16 protein-coding genes and 2 pseudogenes are annotated in these 19,692 nt (G+C 72.5%); 9 read left to right on the top strand and 9 right to left on the bottom strand.

Annotated elements, in window-relative coordinates:
- The first annotated feature begins 333 nt into the window (after positions 1 to 333).
- Both FLV34_RS02625 and FLV34_RS02620 read left to right on the top strand, forming a co-directional pair.
- Positions 334 to 1,848 (top strand): MFS transporter, encoded by a 1,515-nt coding sequence (locus FLV34_RS02625; RefSeq protein ID WP_142645201.1) that lies wholly within the window; start codon positions 334 to 336, stop codon positions 1,846 to 1,848.
- A gap of 7 nt (positions 1,849 to 1,855) precedes the next feature.
- Positions 1,856 to 2,479, top strand: coding sequence for a TetR/AcrR family transcriptional regulator (locus tag FLV34_RS02620; protein WP_142644840.1), 624 nt, complete (start codon positions 1,856 to 1,858; stop codon positions 2,477 to 2,479).
- An 834-nt stretch (positions 2,480 to 3,313) separates the two neighbouring features.
- Here the strand turns inward: FLV34_RS02620 and FLV34_RS02615 are convergent.
- The 4 genes and pseudogenes from FLV34_RS02615 to FLV34_RS41260 form a co-directional block, all read right to left on the bottom strand.
- Positions 3,314 to 4,006: a response regulator transcription factor gene (locus FLV34_RS02615; RefSeq protein WP_260616993.1), complete on the bottom strand. Its 693-nt coding sequence runs from the start codon at positions 4,004 to 4,006 to the stop codon at positions 3,314 to 3,316.
- Positions 4,003 to 4,845: a sensor histidine kinase gene (locus tag FLV34_RS41265; RefSeq protein WP_240970786.1), complete on the bottom strand. Its 843-nt coding sequence runs from the start codon at positions 4,843 to 4,845 to the stop codon at positions 4,003 to 4,005. The genes FLV34_RS02615 and FLV34_RS41265 overlap by 4 nt, the downstream gene beginning before the upstream one ends.
- A gap of 24 nt (positions 4,846 to 4,869) precedes the next feature.
- Positions 4,870 to 4,956: pseudogene (locus tag FLV34_RS43345) on the bottom strand (hypothetical protein); the annotation flags it as partial.
- Positions 4,923 to 5,750, bottom strand: coding sequence for a hypothetical protein (locus FLV34_RS41260; protein WP_222709388.1), 828 nt, complete (start codon positions 5,748 to 5,750; stop codon positions 4,923 to 4,925). The gene FLV34_RS41260 and the pseudogene FLV34_RS43345, both read right to left, overlap by 34 nt.
- Before the next feature lie 78 nt (positions 5,751 to 5,828).
- Between FLV34_RS41260 and FLV34_RS02600 the strand changes: the two are divergent.
- The 4 genes and pseudogenes from FLV34_RS02600 to FLV34_RS02590 all read left to right on the top strand — a co-directional run bounded on the left by FLV34_RS02600 (position 5,829) and on the right by FLV34_RS02590 (position 9,223).
- Positions 5,829 to 6,779, top strand: a pseudogene (locus FLV34_RS02600) (ABC transporter ATP-binding protein).
- Entirely contained in the window at positions 6,776 to 7,015 is a 240-nt protein-coding gene (locus tag FLV34_RS42150; protein WP_261985621.1) for a hypothetical protein, read from the top strand. The pseudogene FLV34_RS02600 and the gene FLV34_RS42150 overlap by 4 nt, the downstream one beginning before the upstream one ends.
- Positions 7,012 to 8,340: a DUF1349 domain-containing protein gene (locus FLV34_RS02595; RefSeq protein ID WP_261985620.1), complete on the top strand. Its 1,329-nt coding sequence runs from the start codon at positions 7,012 to 7,014 to the stop codon at positions 8,338 to 8,340. Before FLV34_RS42150 ends, FLV34_RS02595 begins: the two co-directional genes overlap by 4 nt.
- A 100-nt stretch (positions 8,341 to 8,440) precedes the next feature.
- A complete protein-coding gene (locus FLV34_RS02590; protein ID WP_142644844.1) occupies positions 8,441 to 9,223 on the top strand; it encodes an ABC transporter permease subunit in 783 nt (260 codons plus the stop codon).
- On the opposite strand, the gene FLV34_RS02585 is transcribed toward FLV34_RS02590, so the two are convergent.
- The 4 genes from FLV34_RS02585 to FLV34_RS02570 all read right to left on the bottom strand — a co-directional run bounded on the left by FLV34_RS02585 (position 9,220) and on the right by FLV34_RS02570 (position 15,902).
- Complete coding sequence (locus tag FLV34_RS02585; protein WP_142644845.1) at positions 9,220 to 10,968, bottom strand: NAD+ synthase; 1,749 nt, start codon at positions 10,966 to 10,968, stop codon at positions 9,220 to 9,222. The two genes, FLV34_RS02590 and FLV34_RS02585, sit on opposite strands and share 4 nt — an antisense overlap.
- 50 nt (positions 10,969 to 11,018) lie before the next feature.
- Entirely contained in the window at positions 11,019 to 12,509 is a 1,491-nt protein-coding gene (locus tag FLV34_RS43200; RefSeq protein ID WP_147942254.1) for a BTAD domain-containing putative transcriptional regulator, read from the bottom strand.
- A gap of 81 nt (positions 12,510 to 12,590) precedes the next feature.
- Entirely contained in the window at positions 12,591 to 14,612 is a 2,022-nt protein-coding gene (locus tag FLV34_RS02575; RefSeq protein WP_147942253.1) for a sensor histidine kinase, read from the bottom strand.
- A gap of 84 nt (positions 14,613 to 14,696) precedes the next feature.
- A complete protein-coding gene (locus FLV34_RS02570) occupies positions 14,697 to 15,902 on the bottom strand; it encodes an MFS transporter (RefSeq protein WP_221889843.1) in 1,206 nt (401 codons plus the stop codon).
- A gap of 73 nt (positions 15,903 to 15,975) precedes the next feature.
- Here FLV34_RS02570 and FLV34_RS02565 point away from each other — a divergent pair, with 73 nt between their 5' ends.
- On the top strand, positions 15,976 to 16,941 hold the full coding sequence (locus FLV34_RS02565) for a DUF5937 family protein (protein WP_147942252.1): 966 nt from the start codon (positions 15,976 to 15,978) through the stop codon (positions 16,939 to 16,941).
- Between the two features lie 30 nt (positions 16,942 to 16,971).
- Here the strand turns inward: FLV34_RS02565 and FLV34_RS40145 are convergent, their stop codons facing one another.
- Positions 16,972 to 17,109: a hypothetical protein gene (locus FLV34_RS40145; protein ID WP_187280518.1), complete on the bottom strand. Its 138-nt coding sequence runs from the start codon at positions 17,107 to 17,109 to the stop codon at positions 16,972 to 16,974.
- Positions 17,110 to 17,338: 229 nt separating this feature from the next.
- On the opposite strand from FLV34_RS40145, the gene glnA reads away from it, so the two are divergent.
- Positions 17,339 to 18,700 (top strand): type I glutamate--ammonia ligase, encoded by a 1,362-nt coding sequence (gene glnA / locus FLV34_RS02560; RefSeq protein ID WP_147942333.1) that lies wholly within the window; start codon positions 17,339 to 17,341, stop codon positions 18,698 to 18,700.
- Positions 18,701 to 18,856: 156 nt separating this feature from the next.
- Complete coding sequence (locus FLV34_RS02555; RefSeq protein ID WP_142644849.1) at positions 18,857 to 19,615, top strand: hypothetical protein; 759 nt, start codon at positions 18,857 to 18,859, stop codon at positions 19,613 to 19,615.
- Positions 19,616 to 19,692 lie beyond the last annotated feature (77 nt).

Genomic DNA, 19,692 nt, shown 5'->3' with positions numbered 1-19,692 from the left:
TCCGGGTGGCTGCGGGCGGTCCGCTCCGGGTGGCGTACGCCTGCTCGGCGGGGCCGTGAGAGACGCCATCGCGCCTCCGGGTGCGCCGGATGGCGCGGCTGCCGGGGACGCGCGACACGAGGGTCGGCGCCTCGGCCGAGCACCTTGAACCCAACTGACCAGCGGATATGGCGGCACCGATCCGGATTATGAAACGGTCCCGTTGCGTATCGGAATGACCAGCGCTACGCTTGCGTTGCGAAACTCGGTCGTATCGAAATCATGGGGGAATCAGTGGAAGCTTCGGCAGAAGCTCATACAGGGCACCCACGCCGGTGGCAGGTCCTCGGCGTGATGGTGTTCAGCCTGCTGGCCGTCGTCCTCGACAACACCATCCTCAACGTGGCGATCAAGACGATCGCCGATCCCGTCCACGGGCTGGGCGCGACCCAGAGCGAGCTCGAATGGGCGATGAACTCCTACACGCTGGTGTTCGCCGGCCTGCTGTTCACCTTCGGCGTGCTGGGCGACCGCTACGGGCGTAAGCGGATGCTCATGGCGGGCATGGTCCTGTTCGGCCTGGCCTCCCTGGCCAGCGCGTACGCGCAGGACCCGATGCAGCTCATCGCGGCGAGGGCCCTGATGGGCCTCGGCGGGGCCGCGATCATGCCGGCCACGCTGGCGATCATCTCGAACGTCTTCCCGATCCACGAGCGGGGCAAGGCGATCGGCATCTGGGCCGGCGGCGTCGGCATCGCCGTGGCGATCGGCCCGATCACGGGGGGCCTGCTGCTTGAGCACTTCTGGTGGGGCTCGGTCTTCCTGGTCAACGTGCCCATCGTGATCATCGGTCTCGCGCTGATCGCCGGGATCGTGCCCGACTCCAAGGACCCGAACAAGACCGGTCTCGACCCGATCGGTGTGCTGCTGTCCATCATCGGCCTGATCGCCCTCGTCTACGGCATCGTCCGGATCAGCGACCTCGGCACCGTCGCCGACGTCTCGGTCATCCTGCCGTCGCTGCTGGGCATCGCGATCCTCGCCGCGTTCGTCTGGTACGAGAGCCGGATCGACCACCCCGCCTTCGACGTGCGTAACTTCCGCAACGCCGGCTTCTCCACCGCCATCGCCACCGTCGGCCTCGTGTTCTTCGCGGCCATGGGCGTGATGTTCTTCCTGGCCTTCTACTGGCAGATCGTCCGGAACTACTCGCCGCTGCAGTCGGGGGCGCTCGTGCTGCCGTTCGCGGCCGCTCAGCTGATCTTCGCGCCGCAGAGCGCGCGCATGGTGCAGAAGTACGGCGCCCGCGCCGTCGGCACGGTGGCCATGCTCGTCATCACGCTGGCCCTGGCGTGCTACTCCTTCGTGCAGGTGGACACCCCGATCTGGGTCCTGCTGGCCCTCGGCTTCATCCAGGGTGCCGCGATGGCCAACATCATGCCCCCGGCGACCACGGCCATCATGAACGCGCTGCCGCGTGAGAAGGCCGGCGTGGGCTCCTCGATGAGCAACGTCGTCCGGCAGGTCGGCGGCACGCTGGGCATCGCCATCCTGGGCGCGGTCCTGTCCGCGAGCTACCGCAGCGACATGGAAGACAAGGTCACGGCCCTGCCGGAGCAGCTCCGCCACGTCGTCACCGAGTCCATCTCCGGCGCGGCCGGTGTCGCGGAGAACCTGGGCCCGCAGGGCGCGAAGCTGCTCGACGCCGCGAACGCCGCGTTCGTCACGGGCGTTCACTGGGCGGCCCTCGGCTCGGCTCTCGTCGCCCTCATCGGCACTCTTGTGGTGGCCCGCTGGATGCCGGGCAAGGCTTCGGTCAACGCCGCGGTCGACAAGGCTGAGATCGAAAAGGAAGCGGCGGTAGTGTGAACTGGTCATGAAGACGCAGCAGACGGCTGAGGGGGTGGCCCGCCCGGCGGGCCGCCCGCGCAGCGAGAAGGCGGAACGGTCGATCATCGAGGCCACCCTCGAACTGCTCGGCGAGGGCATCGGTGTGTCGGAGCTGTCCATCGAGTCGATCGCCGGCCGCGCCGGTGTCGGGAAGACCACGATCTACCGCAGGTGGTCCAACAAGGAAGACCTGGTGGTGGACGCGCTGGCGACGCTCAAGCGGCCGATCCCGCTGCCGCAGGGCGGAACAGTGCGAGACGACCTGGTGACCTACCTCCGGGTGATCCAGGAGGAGTCCCTGCACCATCGCACGCGCTGCATCATGAACATCGCCATGAGCGACTCAGAGCGGCATCCCCGGCTGGCGGAGCGGTTCCGCGAGCTTGCCGTGGAGCCGCGCAGGGCGGTCGTGACGGCGGTTCTGCGGCGTGGGATGGAGACCGGGGAGCTGCGTGCGGACCTCGACATCGACATGGCGCTGGCACTGCTCAGCGGGGCCATGATCTGGTCCACGAAGTGGTCTCACTCGGACCAGCCCGATGCCAGCCTCCCCGAGCGGATCGTCGACGAGGCGCTCAAGGGCTTCCGCCCTCGCAACTCCGAGCAGTGACCCGTCTTTCCACCCCCGAGCTGTAACCTCGTCCCTCGACCCCCGAGCTGTAACCTCGTCCCTCGACCCCCGAGCTGTGACCCGGCTCCCGAGCCCCGGGCCGTGATGCGGCCCCTCGCCTCCGAGCCATGACCCCGGTCCGTACGGCAGACGGCCGTACGGACCGCCCCGGTCACCGTCGTGCACCGCCGTCCTCGTGATACGCCACGCACGAAACGGCGCATCGAACGGCGCATCGAACGGCGCATCGAACGGCGCACAGAGCCGCGTATCGAGCGGCGCGACGGAACCGAGCGCGGAACGGTGCCTCGACCGGTGTGCGGAGCCGAGCGCTAAGCGGCGCACGGAGCGGCGTGACCGACGCGAGCGCTAAGCGGCGCGACGAAGCGAGCGCGGAGCGGCGCATCGAACGGGTGCGTCGCGCTGGGCATCCTCATGGGATGCCGGGTACCACTGGCGGGAAATGGACGCGAGGGCGGGCGGCTGTCTGCCGACGACGCCGTCTCCTAAAGATGTCTCCGATGACTCCGTGACCGATGCCGGACGCCTGCCCGGCATCGGTCACGGCTTTCTTGTCTCGGGCCCGCCTGTTCCAACCGGAGTGGAGCGCGCTTGTCAGCGGGCCTGACCTCAGACCCGCGTCGCGCGCGCCCACCCCTGTGTCGGTGTGTCGCCGGGAATCTCCCAGATCAACGCCCGAGCAGGTCCTTGCTCCGCAGCCCGGCGGCTTTACGGCCGATCGACCAGGCGCCGTGCTGCCGAGCCACCGCGGCGCTGCGCCGCCATGCCGTCGTGCTCCGTGCGCCGTGTGCCGACGGCCATCGGATGGCGGTGTCAGGTCGGCTCGGCCGGGTTGAACCGGTCACCGGTGAAGCGCGGCACGATCAGTCCGGTCTCGTACGCCACGACGACGGCCTGGGTCCGGTCACGCAGGCCGAGCTTGCTAAGCACCCGGCTCACGTGCGTCTTGACCGTCTCTTCGCTGACGGTCAGCCGGTCCGCTATCTCGGAGTTGGACAGCCCCTCGGCCACCAGCCGCAGCACCTGCGTCTCCCGTGGGGTGAGCGCGGCCGGGATGGCGGGCTCGGGAGTCGGCCGCAGGCGGGCGAACTCGGCGATGAGGCGGCGGGTGATCGAAGGGGCCAGCAGCGCATCGCCCGCCGCCACGACGCGGACCGCGTCGAAGAGGCGCTCGGCGGTGACGTCCTTGAGCAGGAAACCGCCCGCCCCGGCGCGCAGCGCGTCGTACACGTACTCGTCCAGGTCGAAGGTCGTCAGGATGAGGACCCGCGTTCCGGAGCCGGCGAGCCGCCGGGTTGCCTCGATGCCGTCCATAACCGGCATACGGATGTCCATGACGACGACGTCGGGGCGCAGTTCCCGGCACATCCGGACGGCCTGCGCCCCGTCGGGCGCGGTCGAGACCACGGCGAAGTCCGGCTGGCTGCCCAGCAGTTCGGCGAAGCCGGTGCGGACGACCAGATGGTCGTCGGCCACCACGACACGGATCGGCGTCCCGCCGGTCACGGACATCCTCCCGCAGAGCCGGCGGGTGCGGCAGGGCCCCACCAGCGGTCAGGACCGTCGGCAGCACCGGAGGCCTGGAAATCATCGGCATCCGGAAGCCGAGGGAGACACGCCTCCACGACGAAACCGCCGCCGGCCGCGGAGCCGATGCACAGTTCGCCACCAACGGCGGCGGCCCGTTCCCGCATCCCGGTCAATCCGTGGCCGGCCGATCCGCGAGCAGCCGATTCGTGTTCGGTCAATCCGTGCCGGGCCGCCTCATATCGGGCGGATTCGTGATCGGCCAATCCATGACCGGCGAAGGTGTGACCAGCTGATTCATGACCGGCCGATTCTTGCCCGGCGAGTACGCGACCAGCCGGTCCGCGAGTAGCCGATTCGTGTTCGGCGAATCCGTGACCGGCCATGCCATCGGGCACGCGCGCGTCTCCGGACGGGACGGCTGCACCGGGCATCACGGCGCCGCCCGGCACGCCCAGGCCGTCGGACCCGCCGGTGCCGGTCGCCGTGCCCGAGGAGAACGGAATGCCTGGGCCGTTGTCCCGTACGCGCAGCCGCAGAGCGTCGCGGGTGTAGTGCAGTTCCACGTCCACGGCGGCGCCCGGCGCATGCCGCCGGGCGTTGGTGAGCGCCTCCTGGATGATGCGGTAAGCGGCGAGTTCGACGCCGGGATCGAGCACGGCGGGGGAGCCGCTGAGAACGAGGCGCACGGCGGTTCCCGAGGCGTCGCGCGCCTCGTCGAGCAGCGCGTTCAGCTCGGTCAGCCGCAGGCCGGGCTGCGGGCGCAGATCCGCCCGTTCCCGGTCGTCCTCACGCAGCACGCCCAGCAGGCGCCGCATCTCGGTCAGCGCCGAGCGGGCGGTGTCGCCGATCGCCCGCAGCCGCTCCGCCCCGGCGGACGGCATGCCCGGCACGGCTACCCGGGCCGTCTCCGCCTGTACGGCGACCATGGAGATGTGGTGGGCGACCACGTCGTGCAGCTCCCGGGCGATGCGCGCCCGCTCGCCCCGGGCGGTGTGCTCCAGGAGGGTGCCGGCGATGACCTGCCGGGCGGCCGGTTGTCCGCGGCCTCATCGGTGGCCCGCCGGGCGACTCCGGCCAAGGTCGCAGCCGGGGCGATGCACGCAAGGAGCAGGACGAGGACGCGCGTTTCGCCCTCCACGGGAACGAGCATCGCCACGCCTCGGGGCAGGGTCCAGGCGGGCAGGCCGAGCAACGCCGCCACGACGTACGGCGCGGCGAGCAAGAGGCCAAGCCGCCGCGCTCCGGTGACACCGAGCCGGTGGAGGCAGACCACCACGACGGCCGCGCCGGCGACAGTGAGCGTCCGGAAGGCCGTGAACGACAGCACGCCCGCCGCGCCGACGACCAGGGCGGCGGCCGTCGGCCGGGTCCGCAGGAACACGACCGGCACCGTGGTGGCCAGGGCGAGCAGGCCGAACGCGACCAGACGCAGCGCGGCCCCGCCGGGATCGGCCCCCGGGCCGGTGAGCGCCACGACCACCGTGCTCGGGCCCGCCGGGGTGCCCGGAGTGCTCGCGCCCATGCCCACCGGTGCGGTCGAGCCGTGCCCGAACAGGGGTGGTGTAGTCGCGGCGGGTCCGAACGAGAGCGGCGTCGCGCCGCGGGCGTGCGCGACCGCCTCGGCCAGCGCGAGCAGGGCAGCGAACACACCCAGCGCGGCGGGCGCGTACGAAGTGCCGACGACATAGGCGCGGAAGAAGGAGACGCGGAAGGGAGACACCCCGCCTTGCGCTCGGAGGGCGGAGATCGCTCCCCGCCGTGACGCCGCGCGTTCCCGCCACCGCCTAGCCTGCCGGGCATGCGAGCGGCCATCGAAGTAATCGGACTGCGTAAGCGCTACGGCCGCACCGTGGCGCTGGACGGGATGTCCTTCACGGTGCTGCCGGGCCGGGTCACCGGTTTCGTCGGGCCCAACGGCGCGGGCACGTCCACCACGATGCGGGTGATCCTCGGGCTCGACACGGCCGACGAGGGATCCGCGCTGGTCGGCGGCTGGCCCTATCGGAGCCTGCGGGCCCCCCTGTGAAAGGTCGGCGCCCTGCTGGACGCCGCCGCCCTGCAGCCTTCCCGTACGGCACGCAACCACCTGCTGTGGCTGGCCCACTCCCAGGGGCTGGGCGCGCGGCGGGTCGACGAGGTGGTCGAGCAGGTCGGGCTGGGGGCGGTGGCGCGGCGCAGGGCGGGCGGGTTCTCGCTCGGCATGCGGCAGCGTCTCGGCATCGCCGCCGCGCTGCTCGGGGATCCGCCCGTCCTCATGCTGGACGAGCCGGTCAACGGCCTCGACCCGGAGGGCATCGTGTGGATCCGCACCCTGCTGCGGGCCCTGGCCGCCGAGGGACGCGCGGTGCTGGTGTCCAGCCATCTGATGAGCGAGATGCAGGACTTGGCCGACCACCTCGTGGTCGCGGGCCGGGGGCGGGTGGTGGCGGACATGAGCGTCGCCGACATGGTCGCCGCCGCCTCCGACGGGCGGGTCACGCTGCGGACGACCGCGCGTCCGGAGGCGATGGAAGTGCTGGCCCGCGCCGGCGCCAGGGTGGCCGTCCAGGACCGCGACACGCTCACCGTCTCCGGGCTGGAGGCGGAGCGGATCGTCGCCCTGCTCGGCGCGAACGGCGTGCCGTTCTCCGAGGTCGCCGCGCATCGCGCGTCGCTGGAGGAGGCGTACATGGAGCTGACCCGGGACGCGGTCGAGTTCCGCGCCACGACCCCCCGAGCCACGACCCCCCGGGACGGGACGGCGACATGATGACGGACCCCACGACAGTCATGGAGACGAACGGGCGCGACGGCTTCCGGCACCTGGTGCGCGCCGAGTGGACCAAGTTCAGGACCGTACGCGGTTGGGTGGCCGGCATGGCCGTCGGCGTGGCGCTCGTTGTGGCCCTGGGGCTGATGTCCGCGGCGGGCACCACGCCTCCTGCGGCATGGGCGATGTCGAGACCGCCTGCACGCTCACGACCGGGCCGGGTGGCGAGGCGGTGAGCGACCGATTCTTCTTCGTGCACCGCCGGCTGGACGGGGACGGCTCGATCATCGTGCGGGTCGACTCCATGACCGGGCGGATCCGGCTCCCCGACGCCACCCCCGGGGTGCGCAACGTCGTGGCCGGAGTCGTGCCGTGGGCGAAGGCCGGGATCATGGTCAAGGACGGCGTCCGGGAGGGCGCGTCGTACGCCGCGGTCATGGTCACCGCCCGGCACGGCGTGCGGATGCAGCACGACTTCACCGAGGACGTCGCGGGCGGGCCCGGCGGCGTCTCGCCGGGGTCGCCGCGCTGGCTGCGGCTGACCCGGTCCGGCGGCACCCTGACCGGCTACGAGTCCGTGGACGGCAGGCGGTGGACGGTGGTCGGCACGGCCCGCCCGGCCCGGCTGCCGGCCACGGTGGAGGCCGGGATGTTCGTCGCCTCCACGGGAGACCTGACGGTGAGCAGAGGGAATCTGGGCGGCGCCTCCGTCCAGGTCCGGTTCACCGAGGCGACCGCCGTCTTCGACCAGGTCCGGGTGGAGGGCCGGGCGGGCGGCACGCGGAGCCACGACGACGTCGGCGTGACGTACGAGCCCGACGGCAGCACGCCCCATCACCCGGGCCGCTTCACCGAGTCGGGCGGCACGTTCGCGATCACCGGGGTCGGCGACGTCGCACCGAGCACGGACGGCATGCGGATCGAGAGCACGCTCTCCGGCCTGGTCGCCGGGCTGGTCGCGGTGATCGTGGTGGCGGTGCTGTTCGTCACCGCGGAACACCGGCGGGGCCTGTTCCGCACCACCCTGCTGGCCGCGCCACGGCGGGGCCGGGCGTTCGCCGCCAAGACCGTGGTCATCGGCGCGGTGGCCTTCGCCGCCGGCCTGACCACCGCCGCCCTCACCGTTCCCCTCGGCGCGCGCATCCTCCAGGCGAACGGCAACGCCGTCCTCCCGGCGAGCACGTTAACCGAGCTGCGGGTCGTGGCCGGTGTCGGGGCGCTGACGGCCGCCGTCGCGATCCTCGCCCTCGCCTGCGGCGCCCTGGCGCGGCGCGGTGCGGCGGCGGTCGCCGCGGTGGTCGGGCTCGTCGTGGTGCCCCACATTCTCGCGACCGCCTCCGTCCTGCCCCTGGGCGTGGCGCGGTGGCTGCTGCGGCTCACTCCGGCGGCCGGGTTCGCGGTGCAGCAGAGCGTGCCGGAGTACGCGCAGGTGCTCGGCTACTACAGCCCCCAGGGCGGCTACTATCCGCTGCCGCCCCTCGCCGGGCTCGCCGTGCTCTGCGGCTACGCCGCGCTCGCCGTCGTCCTGGCCGCCGTACGCATGAGCCGGGCCGACGCATGAGCAGGGGCCGGCACGTGAGCAGGGCCGAGACGTGAGCAAAAGGCGACACGTGAGCAAAAGCGACACGTGAGCAAAAGCGACACGTGAGCAAGGAGGACGCGTGAGACGCGAGCTTCGCGCGGAGTGGACCAAGACGCGCACCACATCGGGCGCGGCGTGGCTGACGGCCGCCGTCGTCGGGCTCACCGCCGCCGCGAGCGCCGCCGTGGCCGCGACCGTGTCCTGCCCGGCGGCGGGCTGCGACCAGGACGTCCCCCGGCTCGGCCTCGCCGGAATCCAGGCGGGCCAGGCGGCCGTGGCCGTCCTGGCCGTGTTCGCGGTCACCGGCGAGTACGGCACCGGCATGATCGCGACGACGTTCGCGGCGATGCCACGCCGGGGCCGGGTCCTGGCCGCGAAGGCCGCCGTCCTCACCGGCCTGACACTGGCCGCCGGGACGGTCGCGGTGCTCGCGTCCGTGCTGGCGGCACGGCTCATCCTGCCGGGCAACGGGTTCACGGCCGCCAGCGGTCACCCGCCGCCGTCCCTGGCCGACGGCCCGACGCTGCGGGCGGCGGCGGGCACGGCGCTCTACCTCGCGCTGATCGCCCTGCTCAGCCTCGGCGTCGCCACCGCCGTTCGGGACTCCGCGACCGCGGCAGGCGTGGTGTGCGGCCTGCTGTACGTGCTGCCGCTCATCGCGCACATGGTCGCCGACCCGGGCCGGCGGCGGCTGCTCTGGCAGGCCACGCCGGCGAACGCCGGGCTCGCGGTCCAGACGACCACGCACCTGGACGACCTTCCGCTCGGCCCATGGGAGGGCCTCGGCGTGGCGGCCGCGTGGGCCGCCGCCGCGCTGCTCGGCGCCTGGCTGCTGGTCCGCACGCGTGACGTGCGGACTTAGAGGCGCTCGCGCCAGCGGGTGGTGATGGGCAGGCGGCGGTCGCGGCCGAAGTTCTTGGGCGTGATCTTCGGGCCCGGCGGGTACTGGCGGCGCTTGTATTCGGCCTGGTCGACCAGGCGGATGATCTTCGTGACCAGCTCGGGATCGTGACCGGCCGCGACCAGCTCGTCGCGGCCCATGTCCCCCTCCACGTAGTCGCGCAGCAGCCGGTCGAGCACGTCGTACGGCGGGAGCGAGTCGGTGTCGCGCTGGTCGGGCCGCAGCTCGGCGCTCGGCTCCTTGGTGATCGAGTTCTCCGGGATCGGAGGCCGCCCCGGCTGGGCGTTGCGCCACTCCGCGAGCTTCCAGACGACGCTCTTGAGCACGTCCTTGATCGGGGCGAACCCGCCCGCCGAGTCGCCGTACAGGGTGGAGTAGCCGGTGGCCAGCTCGCTCTTGTTGCCGGTGGTCAGCACCAGGTGGCCGTGCTCGTTCGACAGGCTCATCAGCAGCATGCCGCGCACGCGGGCCTGGAGGTTCTCGGCCGCCAGGCCGTGCAGCTCGATCTCCTTCTCGAACGCCGCGACGATGTCGGCGATCGGCACCATCTGGGAGTGGACCCCCTGGCGGCGCACCAGCTCCTCCGCGTCGGTGATCGAGTGGTCCGAGGAGTAGCGCGAGGGCATCAGCACCACGTGCACCCGCTCGGGCCCGATCGCGTCGGCGGCGATCGTGGCGACGAGGGCGGAGTCGATGCCGCCGGACAGGCCGAGGATGACCGAGCGGAAGCCGTTCTTGCGCACGTAGTCGCGCACGCCGAGCACCAGCGCCTGGTAGATCTCGGCCAGGTCGTCCAGCCGCTCGGCGACGACCGGCGTCTCCGGCTCGTACGGCTCGACCGGGGCGGCCGACAGCAGCACCCGCTCGACCGTGATGACCGTGCCGTCGTGCGCGTCGTGGCGCGACTCGCCGGGCTCGCCCGTGCCCTCCGGAAGCTCCAGGTCGGTGACGAACAGGTCCTCCTCGAACTGCGGCGCGCGGGCGACCAGCTCCCCGGAGGCGTCCACGACGAGCGAGTCGCCGTCGAAGACCAGCTCGTCCTGCCCGCCGACCATGTTCACGTACGCGAGCGCGCAGCCCGCCTCGCGGGCCCGCCGCGCGCACAGCTCCAGCCGCACGTCGTCCTTGTTCGTCTCGTACGGCGAGCCGTTGGGGACGACGAGCAGGCCGGCGCCGGCCTCGGCGACCACCGACACGGGACCGCCGTCCTGCCACAGGTCCTCGCACACGGCCACGGCGACGTCCACGCCGTGCAGGCGGAAGATCGGCAGGCGGTCGCCGCGCACGAAGTAGCGATACTCGTCGAACACCCCGTAGTTCGGCAGGTGGTGCTTGGCCGACTTCGTCACCACCCGGCCCTCGTGGAGCAGGGCGACCGCGTCGAGCGGGGCGCCCTTGGGCTGGCCCACGCGCGGGGCGAGGTCGGCCCGGTCGAGGTAGCCAACCACGACGGGGAGATCGCCGAGCCCCTCGTCGGCGAGCCGCGTCGCCGTCTTCGACAGCGCCGTGATCGACGCCTCCACGAACGACGAGCGGAGCACCAGATCCTCGGCGGGATAGCCGGTCAGGAACATCTCGGGGAACACCACGAGGTGAGCGCCGCGCCCGGCGGCCCTGCGGGTCCACTCGACGAGCATGTCGGCGTTGCCGGCGATGTCACCGACGACCGGATTGGTCTGGGCGAGAGCGATACGCAGTTGAGCCACGGTCCCACCCTAAAGTGTCCGATTTGTTGTCGTCAAAGCGACGATAAGGGTCAGGCGTCGCGCGAGCCGGGGCTGACCAGCCCTCTTTCGTACGCGAGGACCACGAGCTGGGCGCGGTCGACCAGGCCGAGGCCACGCAGCAGCGTGGTGACCTCGTCGGCGACCTCCTGCTCCGGCACGGCCAGCGTCATTGCGATCTGCCGGTTGGTGAAGCCCCGGGCGACGAGCTTGATCAGGTCGATGTCGGAGTCGGACAGCCCTTCCGGCGCCGCCGGGTCGCGCCGCCCCGCGAACGCCGCGATGAGGTGCGTGGTGACCGCCGGGTCGAGCAGCGCGTCGCCCGCCACGGCCGCCCGGACCGCCGCGATGAGCTGCTCGGGCGGCGAGGTCTTCAGGACGAAGCCGCTCACCCCGGCCCGCAGCGCCGCGTAGAGGTTCTCGTCGGTGCCGAAGGTGGTCATCATGATCACCTTTGGCGGCGCCTCCGCCGCGAGGATCCGCCGGGCCGCCGCCAGGCCGTCCAGGCGCGGCATCTGGATGTCCATGAGCACCACGTCGGGCCGCACCGACCGGACGAGCGCGATCGCCTGCTCGCCGTTCTCCGCCTCGCCGACGAGGTCGAGCCCCGGCTCGCTGTCGAGGATCACCTTGAGACCGGTGCGCACCAGCGCCTGGTCGTCGGCGATCAGCACCCGCAGGGCCGCCGGGCCGGAGGCCGCACCCGACGCCCCCACCGGCACGGACGGCGCGGACGGCCCGTCCGGCGGCGCGTCCGCGGCCGGACCGGGGGCGTCCAGATGCGCCGCCTGGACGAGGATGTCCTGCTCCAGCCGCTGCAGGGCCGGGCCGAGGTCGAGCCCGAGCTCGTCGCGCAGCGCCACCCGGGCCCGGCGCAGCGCGCCGAGCGCGTCGCCCTGCCGCCCGGCACGGTAGAGCGCGAGGGCCAGCAGCCGCCAGGCCTCCTCCCGCAGCGGATGCGCCGACGCATGCGCCTCCAGGTCGGGGATCATCGGGCCCGTACGGCCCAGCCGCAGGGCGGCGTCCGCGCGGCGCTCCACGGCGAGCAGGCGAAGCTCGTCGAGCCGCGTGGCCTCGGTCTGCGCCCAGATCAGCTCCTGGAACCCGGCGAGCGCGGGCCCGCGCCACAGGGCGAGGGCCGCCTCCATCCGCTGCAACGTCGCGGCCGGGCCTTCGTGGTCGCTCTTGACCAGGTGCTCGAAGTGCCAGCAGTCCACGTCCTCGACGCCCGCCCGCAGCGCGTAGCCGGGCGGGGCCGACACCAGGACGCCCGCCTCCTCGCGCGGTGCGCGGTCCGGTTCGAGCGCCCGCCGCAGCCGGGAGACGTACCCCTGGATCGTGGACAGCGCCTGGGCGGGCGGCTCGCCGGGCCACAGCTCGTCGATCAGCACGCTCACCGGCACGGCGCGTCCTGCGGCCACGATCAGCCGGGCGAGCACGGCCTGTTGCCGCTGGCCGCCCAGGTCGAGCGTCTCGCCGCCGGAAACCGCTTCGAACGGTCCAAGGGCACGAAAAGTCACCATCGCACGGTAAGCGTAGAGGCAGTGGCGATCACGGTCGCGCCGAGCGGCTCTCGGTTGGGTCGCGAGGCCGGCTGCTGGTGCTCAGGCGGTGAGCGGGAACCGGGCCTCGACGACCGTGCCGCCGGTCTCGGCGGCGGTGACCACGCAGTTTCCGCCCAGCTCGGCGGCGCGCTCGCGCATCGAGGACATGCCGACTCCCGCGCGCGGCCGGGCGGGCGGGCCGACGCCGTCGTCGGCGACCGTCACCCGCAGCTCGCCGCCGCCCCCGGCCGGGTGACGCGTGACGACCACCTCCGCGCGGGTGGCCCGTGCATGACGGCGCACGTTGTTGAGCGCCTCCTGCACGATGCGATAGACCGCGACCTCCACGGCGGCGGGCAGCCCCGCGAGGTCGCCGTCCACCCGCACCGCGATGTCCTCGACGCCGTCCGTCCCGGCGGGCAGCGTCTCCTCGGCCAGTGCGCGTACGGCTCCCTCAAGCCCCAGGTCGTCGAGGGCCGGCGGCCGCAGGCCGTACACGAGCTCGCGGATGTCGCCGGCCACCGCGTCCATGCCGACCCGCAGGTCGTGCAGCAGGGCGTCGGCCGTCTCAGGGGACCGTTCCAGGCTGTGGCGGGCCATGTTGATCGTCATCGCCATCGCCCCGAGCGTCTGGCCGAGCCCGTCGTGCAGGTCGCGGCGCAGCCGCCGCCGCTCCTCCTCGCGGGCGGCGAGGATGCGCTCGCGCGAGCGCTGGAGGTCGGCGGCCATCCGTACGGCGTGGGCGACGTCGGCCACATAGGGGAGCAGCGTGGACAGCACCCGCTCGTCGTGGGCGGCGGCGAACCGCCGTGCCCCCGGCGGGCCGACGAGCAGCCGGCCGACCGGCTCGCCGTGCCAGACGAGCGGCACCTCGCGCGGCGACGGCCCGGCCTGGCCGCTCTCGACATAACGCGGCCTGCCGCCGGCGACCTCGACGGCGACGCCCTCCACGGCCAGGCCCTCGCGCACGACCGTCACCACCGACGCCAGCGCGTCGGCGGGGCCGGCCCGCCGCACCTCCTGCGTCAGCCGTTCGGCGAGCAGCGCCGGATCGCCCACCCTGCCGTAGAGGGCACGGTCGACCACACGCTGCAGGACGCGGCGCAGCGGCTGGAAGAACGCCCCGGCGAACAGCGCCGCCACGAGGCCGCCCACCTGGTGATATCCCGACACGACCAGGCTGGAGACCGCCCCGGCCACGAAGTAGACGACGCCGATCGCGCCCAGGAGCCCGGCGGCGACGAACGTCCGGCTGATCACCGTGTCGATGCCGTACAACCGGTAGCGCAGCGCCGCGAAGAGGATCGCGAACGGGATGAGCGCCGTCCACAGCGTCGCGGGCAGCCACATCGCGGGGCCGAGCAGGTAGAACGCCACGTACACGGCGAAGACGGACAGCGGCCAGGCGATCTGCCGGCGCGTCACCGGGTCGGCGCGCCGCAGCCGGAGCGCGAGCGAGGCCAGCGCCGCCACCACGCATGCCTGGATCACGTACTGCAGGACGTCCCACACCGGGACGTAGTAGGGGATGAGTGCCCTGACCTGCAGCGGGTTATGGATCACCGCCGGCCAGGGGTAACCGGCGGGATCGGGATCGGGTCGCAGCAGGCTCAGGACGACCTCGGCTGCGGTGGCGACAGAGCCGGCGGCGACGACCACGCGCCAGCCGCGGGAGGGGAGCGTCCCGGTGGGGGAGTAGAGCGGAACCATGACCGCCAGCAGCAGGCCGGACACCGCCCAGCAGGTCACCTGGACCGCCCGGGCCGCGACGGCCGCCCCCATGTCGCCCTGCGAGGCCCAGTGGAACATCAGCGCCGTGAAGGCGACGTTGCCCGAACCCAGCAGGCCGCCCGCCCAGATCAGCCAGGCCATGCTGAGCCGGGGCCGCTGGGACACCAGGAACGCTCCCGTGAGCGGGAACGTGAGCGCGACGCCGAAGTCCGGCGTCAACGGGGGGTGCGGCTGCCACTCCTCGGGGATCCGGACCTGGACCAGCACCCCCGCGAGGGTCAGGACCAGCGCCAGGCCCGCCATCGCCCAGGCCGCCGCCCGCACGGGAAGGGCAGGGGGGTTCTCGTCCATGCTGCGATGGATTATGTCCTGTCCCGATCCAGTTCGACCAGGAAAGTCGAGAGGAGCGGGCCGGCGTCTCCCATCCGGCCCGGTTTACGCCGTTTGAGCGGATCGGCGGCGTATGGCGCGGCCGATGAGGAGCTGGCCCACCGCCGCGAGCAGGCCGAAGGCGCCGAACAGCGGCCACACCAGTCCGGGGGCGGCGGCCAGCAGCCGGGTGCCCACGAGGGGCGCGAGCAGGGTGCCGGCCGACCAGGACAGGCCGTACAGGCCCGAGTAGCGCCCGCGCAGGTGGGGCGGCGCGAGCGCCGCGACGATCGCCCCCGGGATCCCGGCCGTGAGCACTTCGCCGAGCGTCCAGACGGCCACGGCCGCCGCGTGCCCGGCCGCCGACGACGCCAGGGAGGTCACCGCGAACCCGACGCCGACGAGCGCGAACCCCGCCGCGAGCACCCTGGACGAGTCGAACCGGGCCAGCCACGCGTTGGTGAGCGGCTGGACGACCACGATCAGCAGGCCGTTGACCGCCATCGCCATGCCGTACGCGCTCGTGGGCAGCCCCTGACCGGTCATGGCGAGCGGCAGCGTGGTGTAGCCCTGCAGGTAGACCAGGGAATACACCAGGTTGCCCACGACGAAGGCCAGCATCAGCCGGTCGCGCAGCACGTCGGCGAACCGGCCGGGCTGCGCGTCCTCGCGGGCCGGGCGGGTCTCCGGGATCGCCCGCCACACGAGGAGACCGAAGATCAGGCAGGTCACGGCGTCCACCCAGAACAGCACGGTGAAGCCCGAGTGGGCGAGCCAGCCGCCCGCGACCATGGCGACCGAGAAGCCGAGGTTGATGGCCCAGAACAGCAGCCCGAACGCCCGCGGCCGGTCCTCCGGCGACACCAGGTCGGCGACGATCGCCTGCGAGGCCGGGCGGTAGGCGTCCACCACGATGCCCAGCACCAGCATGCCCACGACGAGCCCCGGCACGCTGGTGGTGTAGCCGAGCACGATCATGGTGACGGCCGTGGCGACCATGCCGCCCGTCAGCGTGATCCGGCGCCCGAGGCGGTCGGTCAGCCATCCGGCGACCGGCTGCGACAGCAGGGACCCCAGGCCGAACATGGTCATGACCAGCCCGGTGGTGGCGAGCGAGACGCCGCGCGCCTGCGTGAGGTAGATGCCGATGAACGGCTCCACCATCGTGCCGAGCCGGTTCACGAACGTTCCGCCGAACAGCACCCAGAACGGGCGGGGTAGGCCGCCGACCTTCGACTGGATGAAGCCGGTCCTGCTGATCACTGTGGTCACGTCGTCCACCCTTGGACACCGTGGCCGCGCCGTGCCAATCTTTTAGCCCGGGCTGAAACATCGGGGGGCGATCATGCCGGTGGAGTGGCGGTTCACGCCGGACGACGTGGCGCGGCTGCGGTTCGCGTTCTCTCCGATGTGGGAGCTGGTCGCCAGCCTCCGGGTGCTGCGCGCCCCCGGCCGCCACTCGCTGCACCTGCCGTGGCTGCGGGCCGTACGGCCGCGCCTGCGTGAAGTGGATCTCACAGATCTGTTCGCGCTGGTCCCGGTGCGCGGCTACGTGCCCGACTTCCTCACCCCGCCGCCCGACACCCCGCTGCCGGACTTCGCCGCCGAGCTGGAGCGGGTGCGCGCCACGCCGCCCACCACGGCGTACGAGGAGATGGTCTGGGTGCAGACGTCCGATCCCGCGGCGCTGCGCCGGTTCGCCGACGACCCGGCGGAGGGCGTGCGGCGGGTGGCCGACCAGCTTCGGGCGTACTGGACGGTCGCGATCGAGGAGTTCTGGCCGCGGATCCGCGCGCTGCTGGAGGGCGACGTCATGTGGCGGTCACGCATGCTGGCGGCCGGGGGAGTGCGCGAGCTGTTCGCCGACCTGCACTCGACCGTCGCCTGGTACGGCGACCGGCTCGTCGCCGCCAAGAACTGCGACTACGTGGGCGATCTCGGCGGGGACGGCCTCGTGCTCGTGCCGAGCGCCTTCTCCTGGCCCGACGTCTGGGTGATGTACGAGCCCTACCTGCCGATGCTGTGCTATCCGGCGCGGGGCGTCGGGACGCTGTGGACGGACGGCACGCCCCCCTGCACGCCCGAGGCGCTGGCCGCGCTCATCGGCCGCACCCGGGCGCAGGTGCTCACCGCGCTGGCCGAGCCGGGCTCGACCAGCGGGCTCGCCCGGCGGCTCGGCCTCACGCCGGGCGCGGTCAGCCAGCACCTCGCCGTGCTGTCCGACGCGGGCCTGGTGGCGCGGCGGCGGCTCGGCCGCGAGGTGCTCTACCGGCGCACCCCGGTCGGCGAGTCGCTCGCCGCCGTCTCCTGATCACCCTGAACCACCCCGGGTTCCTGCCGATCACTCCAGGGCCGGCGGCCAGGCCGAGGCGGGCCTCCTCCGCCAGGGCGCGTACGGCTCCCGTCGGCCCGAGGTCGTCGAGCGCGGGGGACGCAGGCCGTACACGAGTTGACGGACGTCGGCGGTGACGCTGTTCATGCCCTCGCGCCGTCAGGAACGCCGGATCAACGGCATCGACGCTCCGGCCGACGGGTTCGTTCAGTGTGATCCTCGTCACCGTCTCCGCCCGCGGCCCCCGGGGACCGCCGCCGTTCAGGGCCCAGTGGTGAGCCGCAGGACCGACGGCTCACACTCCCCCGTAACCCCTGTGAAACACTCACCAGGCAGACTGGTACGAGACCAGACCTGTGACTCCGTGAGGTACGCCTTGGACCGCCAGCAGGAATTCGTGCTCCGCACGCTCGAAGAGCGAGACATCCGGTTCATCCGGCTGTGGTTCACCGACGTGCTCGGTTTCCTGAAGTCGGTGGCGATCGCGCCGGCCGAGCTGGAGGGCGCCTTCGCCGAGGGCATCGGCTTCGACGGCTCGGCGATCGAGGGCTTCTCGCGGGTCTACGAGTCGGACATGCTGGCCAAGCCCGACCCGGCGACGTTCCAGATCCTGCCGTGGCGCAGTGAGTCGCCGGGCGCCGCCCGCATGTTCTGCGACATCCTGATGCCGGACGGCTCGCCGTCGCACGCCGACCCCCGCTTCGTGCTCAAGCGGACGCTGGCCAAGGCGGCCGACATGGGCTTCACGTTCTACACCCACCCCGAGGTGGAGTTCTTCCTGCTCCGCAACCGGCCGGAGAAGGGCGACAAGCCCGAGCCCATCGACGACGGCGGCTACTTCGACCACACGCCGCACAGCGCGGGCCACGACTTCCGCCGCAACGCGATCATGATGCTGGAGTCGATGGGCATCTCGGTGGAGTTCAGCCACCACGAGGGCGCGCCGGGCCAGCAGGAGATCGACCTCCGCTACGCCGACGCGCTGACCACGGCCGACAACATCATGACGTTCCGGCTGGTCATGAAGGAGGTGGCGCTGGAGCAGGGGGTGTGGGCCTCGTTCATGCCCAAGCCGTTCACCGACTTCCCCGGGTCGGGCATGCACACCCACATGTCGCTGTTCGAGGGCGACCGCAACGCCTTCTACGAGCCCGGCGCCGACTATCAGCTCTCCAAGATCGGCCGGTCGTTCATCGGCGGCCTGCTCCGGCACGCCGCGGAGATCACCGCCGTCTGTAACCAGTGGGTCAACTCCTACAAGCGGCTGTGGGGCGGCGCCGAGGCGATCGCCGGGGCCGGCGGCGAGGCCCCCGCGTACATCTGCTGGGGGCACAACAACCGCTCCGCGCTCGTGCGCGTGCCCATGTACAAGCCGCACAAGGGCGGCTCGACCCGCATCGAGTTCCGCTCGGTCGACTCCTCCTGCAACCCCTACCTCGCCTTCGCCGTCATCCTGGCCGCCGGGCTCAAGGGCATCGAGGAGGGGTACGAGATGCCGCCGGGGGCCGAGGACGACGTGTGGGCGCTGACCAGCGCGGAGCGGCGGGCGCTCGGCATCCAGCCGCTGCCCCAGTCGCTCGACGAGGCGATCTCGGCGATGGAGCACAGCGAGCTGGTCGCCGAGACGCTGGGCGAGCACGTCTTCGACTACTTCCTGCGCAACAAGCGCGCGGAGTGGCAGGACTACCGCCGCCAGGTGACCGAGTTCGAGCTGGGCCGCTACCTGCCCGTGCTCTGACGCGGATCGCGTCACCACGCCGTTACAGGCTGCAAATCTTCCTGACACTCCCGTCTGTTTGGCTGGTCCGTACGCCGGAACAGTAAAATCGGTTCACTTGTTACGACTTTTGCGGGTGAGCCGTATCAAGACGTGACTCAGGGAGGACGTGGCCATATGACGGCGGCTGCGGGGCTGCAGACCGTTCTGACCGTACCGAAGCGTTTCCGGGGACCAGAGGGCACCGCCAACGGCGGCTGGATAGCGGGCACCCTCGCCGGCACGCTGACCGGGCGCGGTCACGACTCGCCGGTGGAGGTCACCCTTCGCAGACCGGTCCCCCTGGAGACCGCTCTGTGCGTCGAGCATGTCGGCAATGCCGTCGTGCTCAGCCAGGGCGACAGCCACCTCGTGGAGGCGATCCCGGTCGCCGAGACGCTGACGCCGCCGCCGTTCGTGCGGTTCACCGACGCGGCCCGCGCGGAGGCGGGCTTCCCCGGCAGGCACGGCCACGCCATCGCGGGCTGCTTCGCCTGCGGGCTGCGTGAGCCCGGCGACGGGCTGCGGATCTTCCCCGGCCCGGTCGAGAGCCCCGCCGACGGCGGCGAGCTCGTCGCCGCGGGCTGGCGGGTGCCGTTCAACGTGACCGACGAGCAGGGCGTGGTGCCCGACTCGATCGTCTGGGCGGCGCTCGACTGCGTCACCGGGTGGGCGCACTACCGCAGCTTCCCCGACCGGCGGCCCATCGAGCCTCCGCTGCTCGGACGGCTGACCGGGCAGGTGTTCCGCCGGGTCTACCCGATGGGCCGATACTCGGTCGTCGCCCGGGCGGAGGGCCGCGACGGCCGCAAGCTGTTCGGCACGAGCGCGGTCTACGAGGTGGACGGCGCGCTCGTCGCCGCCGCCAAGGCCACCTGGATCCTGCCCCGCCAGTGACACGGCCCTGCGCCGGTCAGGGCAGGGCCGGCGCCGGGCGGCCGTGGAGCTCGTCCAGGGCCGCCGGGCTCGAAGGG

This window comes from Microbispora sp. CSR-4, from assembly GCF_008033685.1.
GTDB lineage: Bacteria > Actinomycetota > Actinomycetes > Streptosporangiales > Streptosporangiaceae > Microbispora.
Note: the sequence above shows the minus strand (reverse complement) of the source record. Positions and strands in the feature narration are given on the sequence as shown.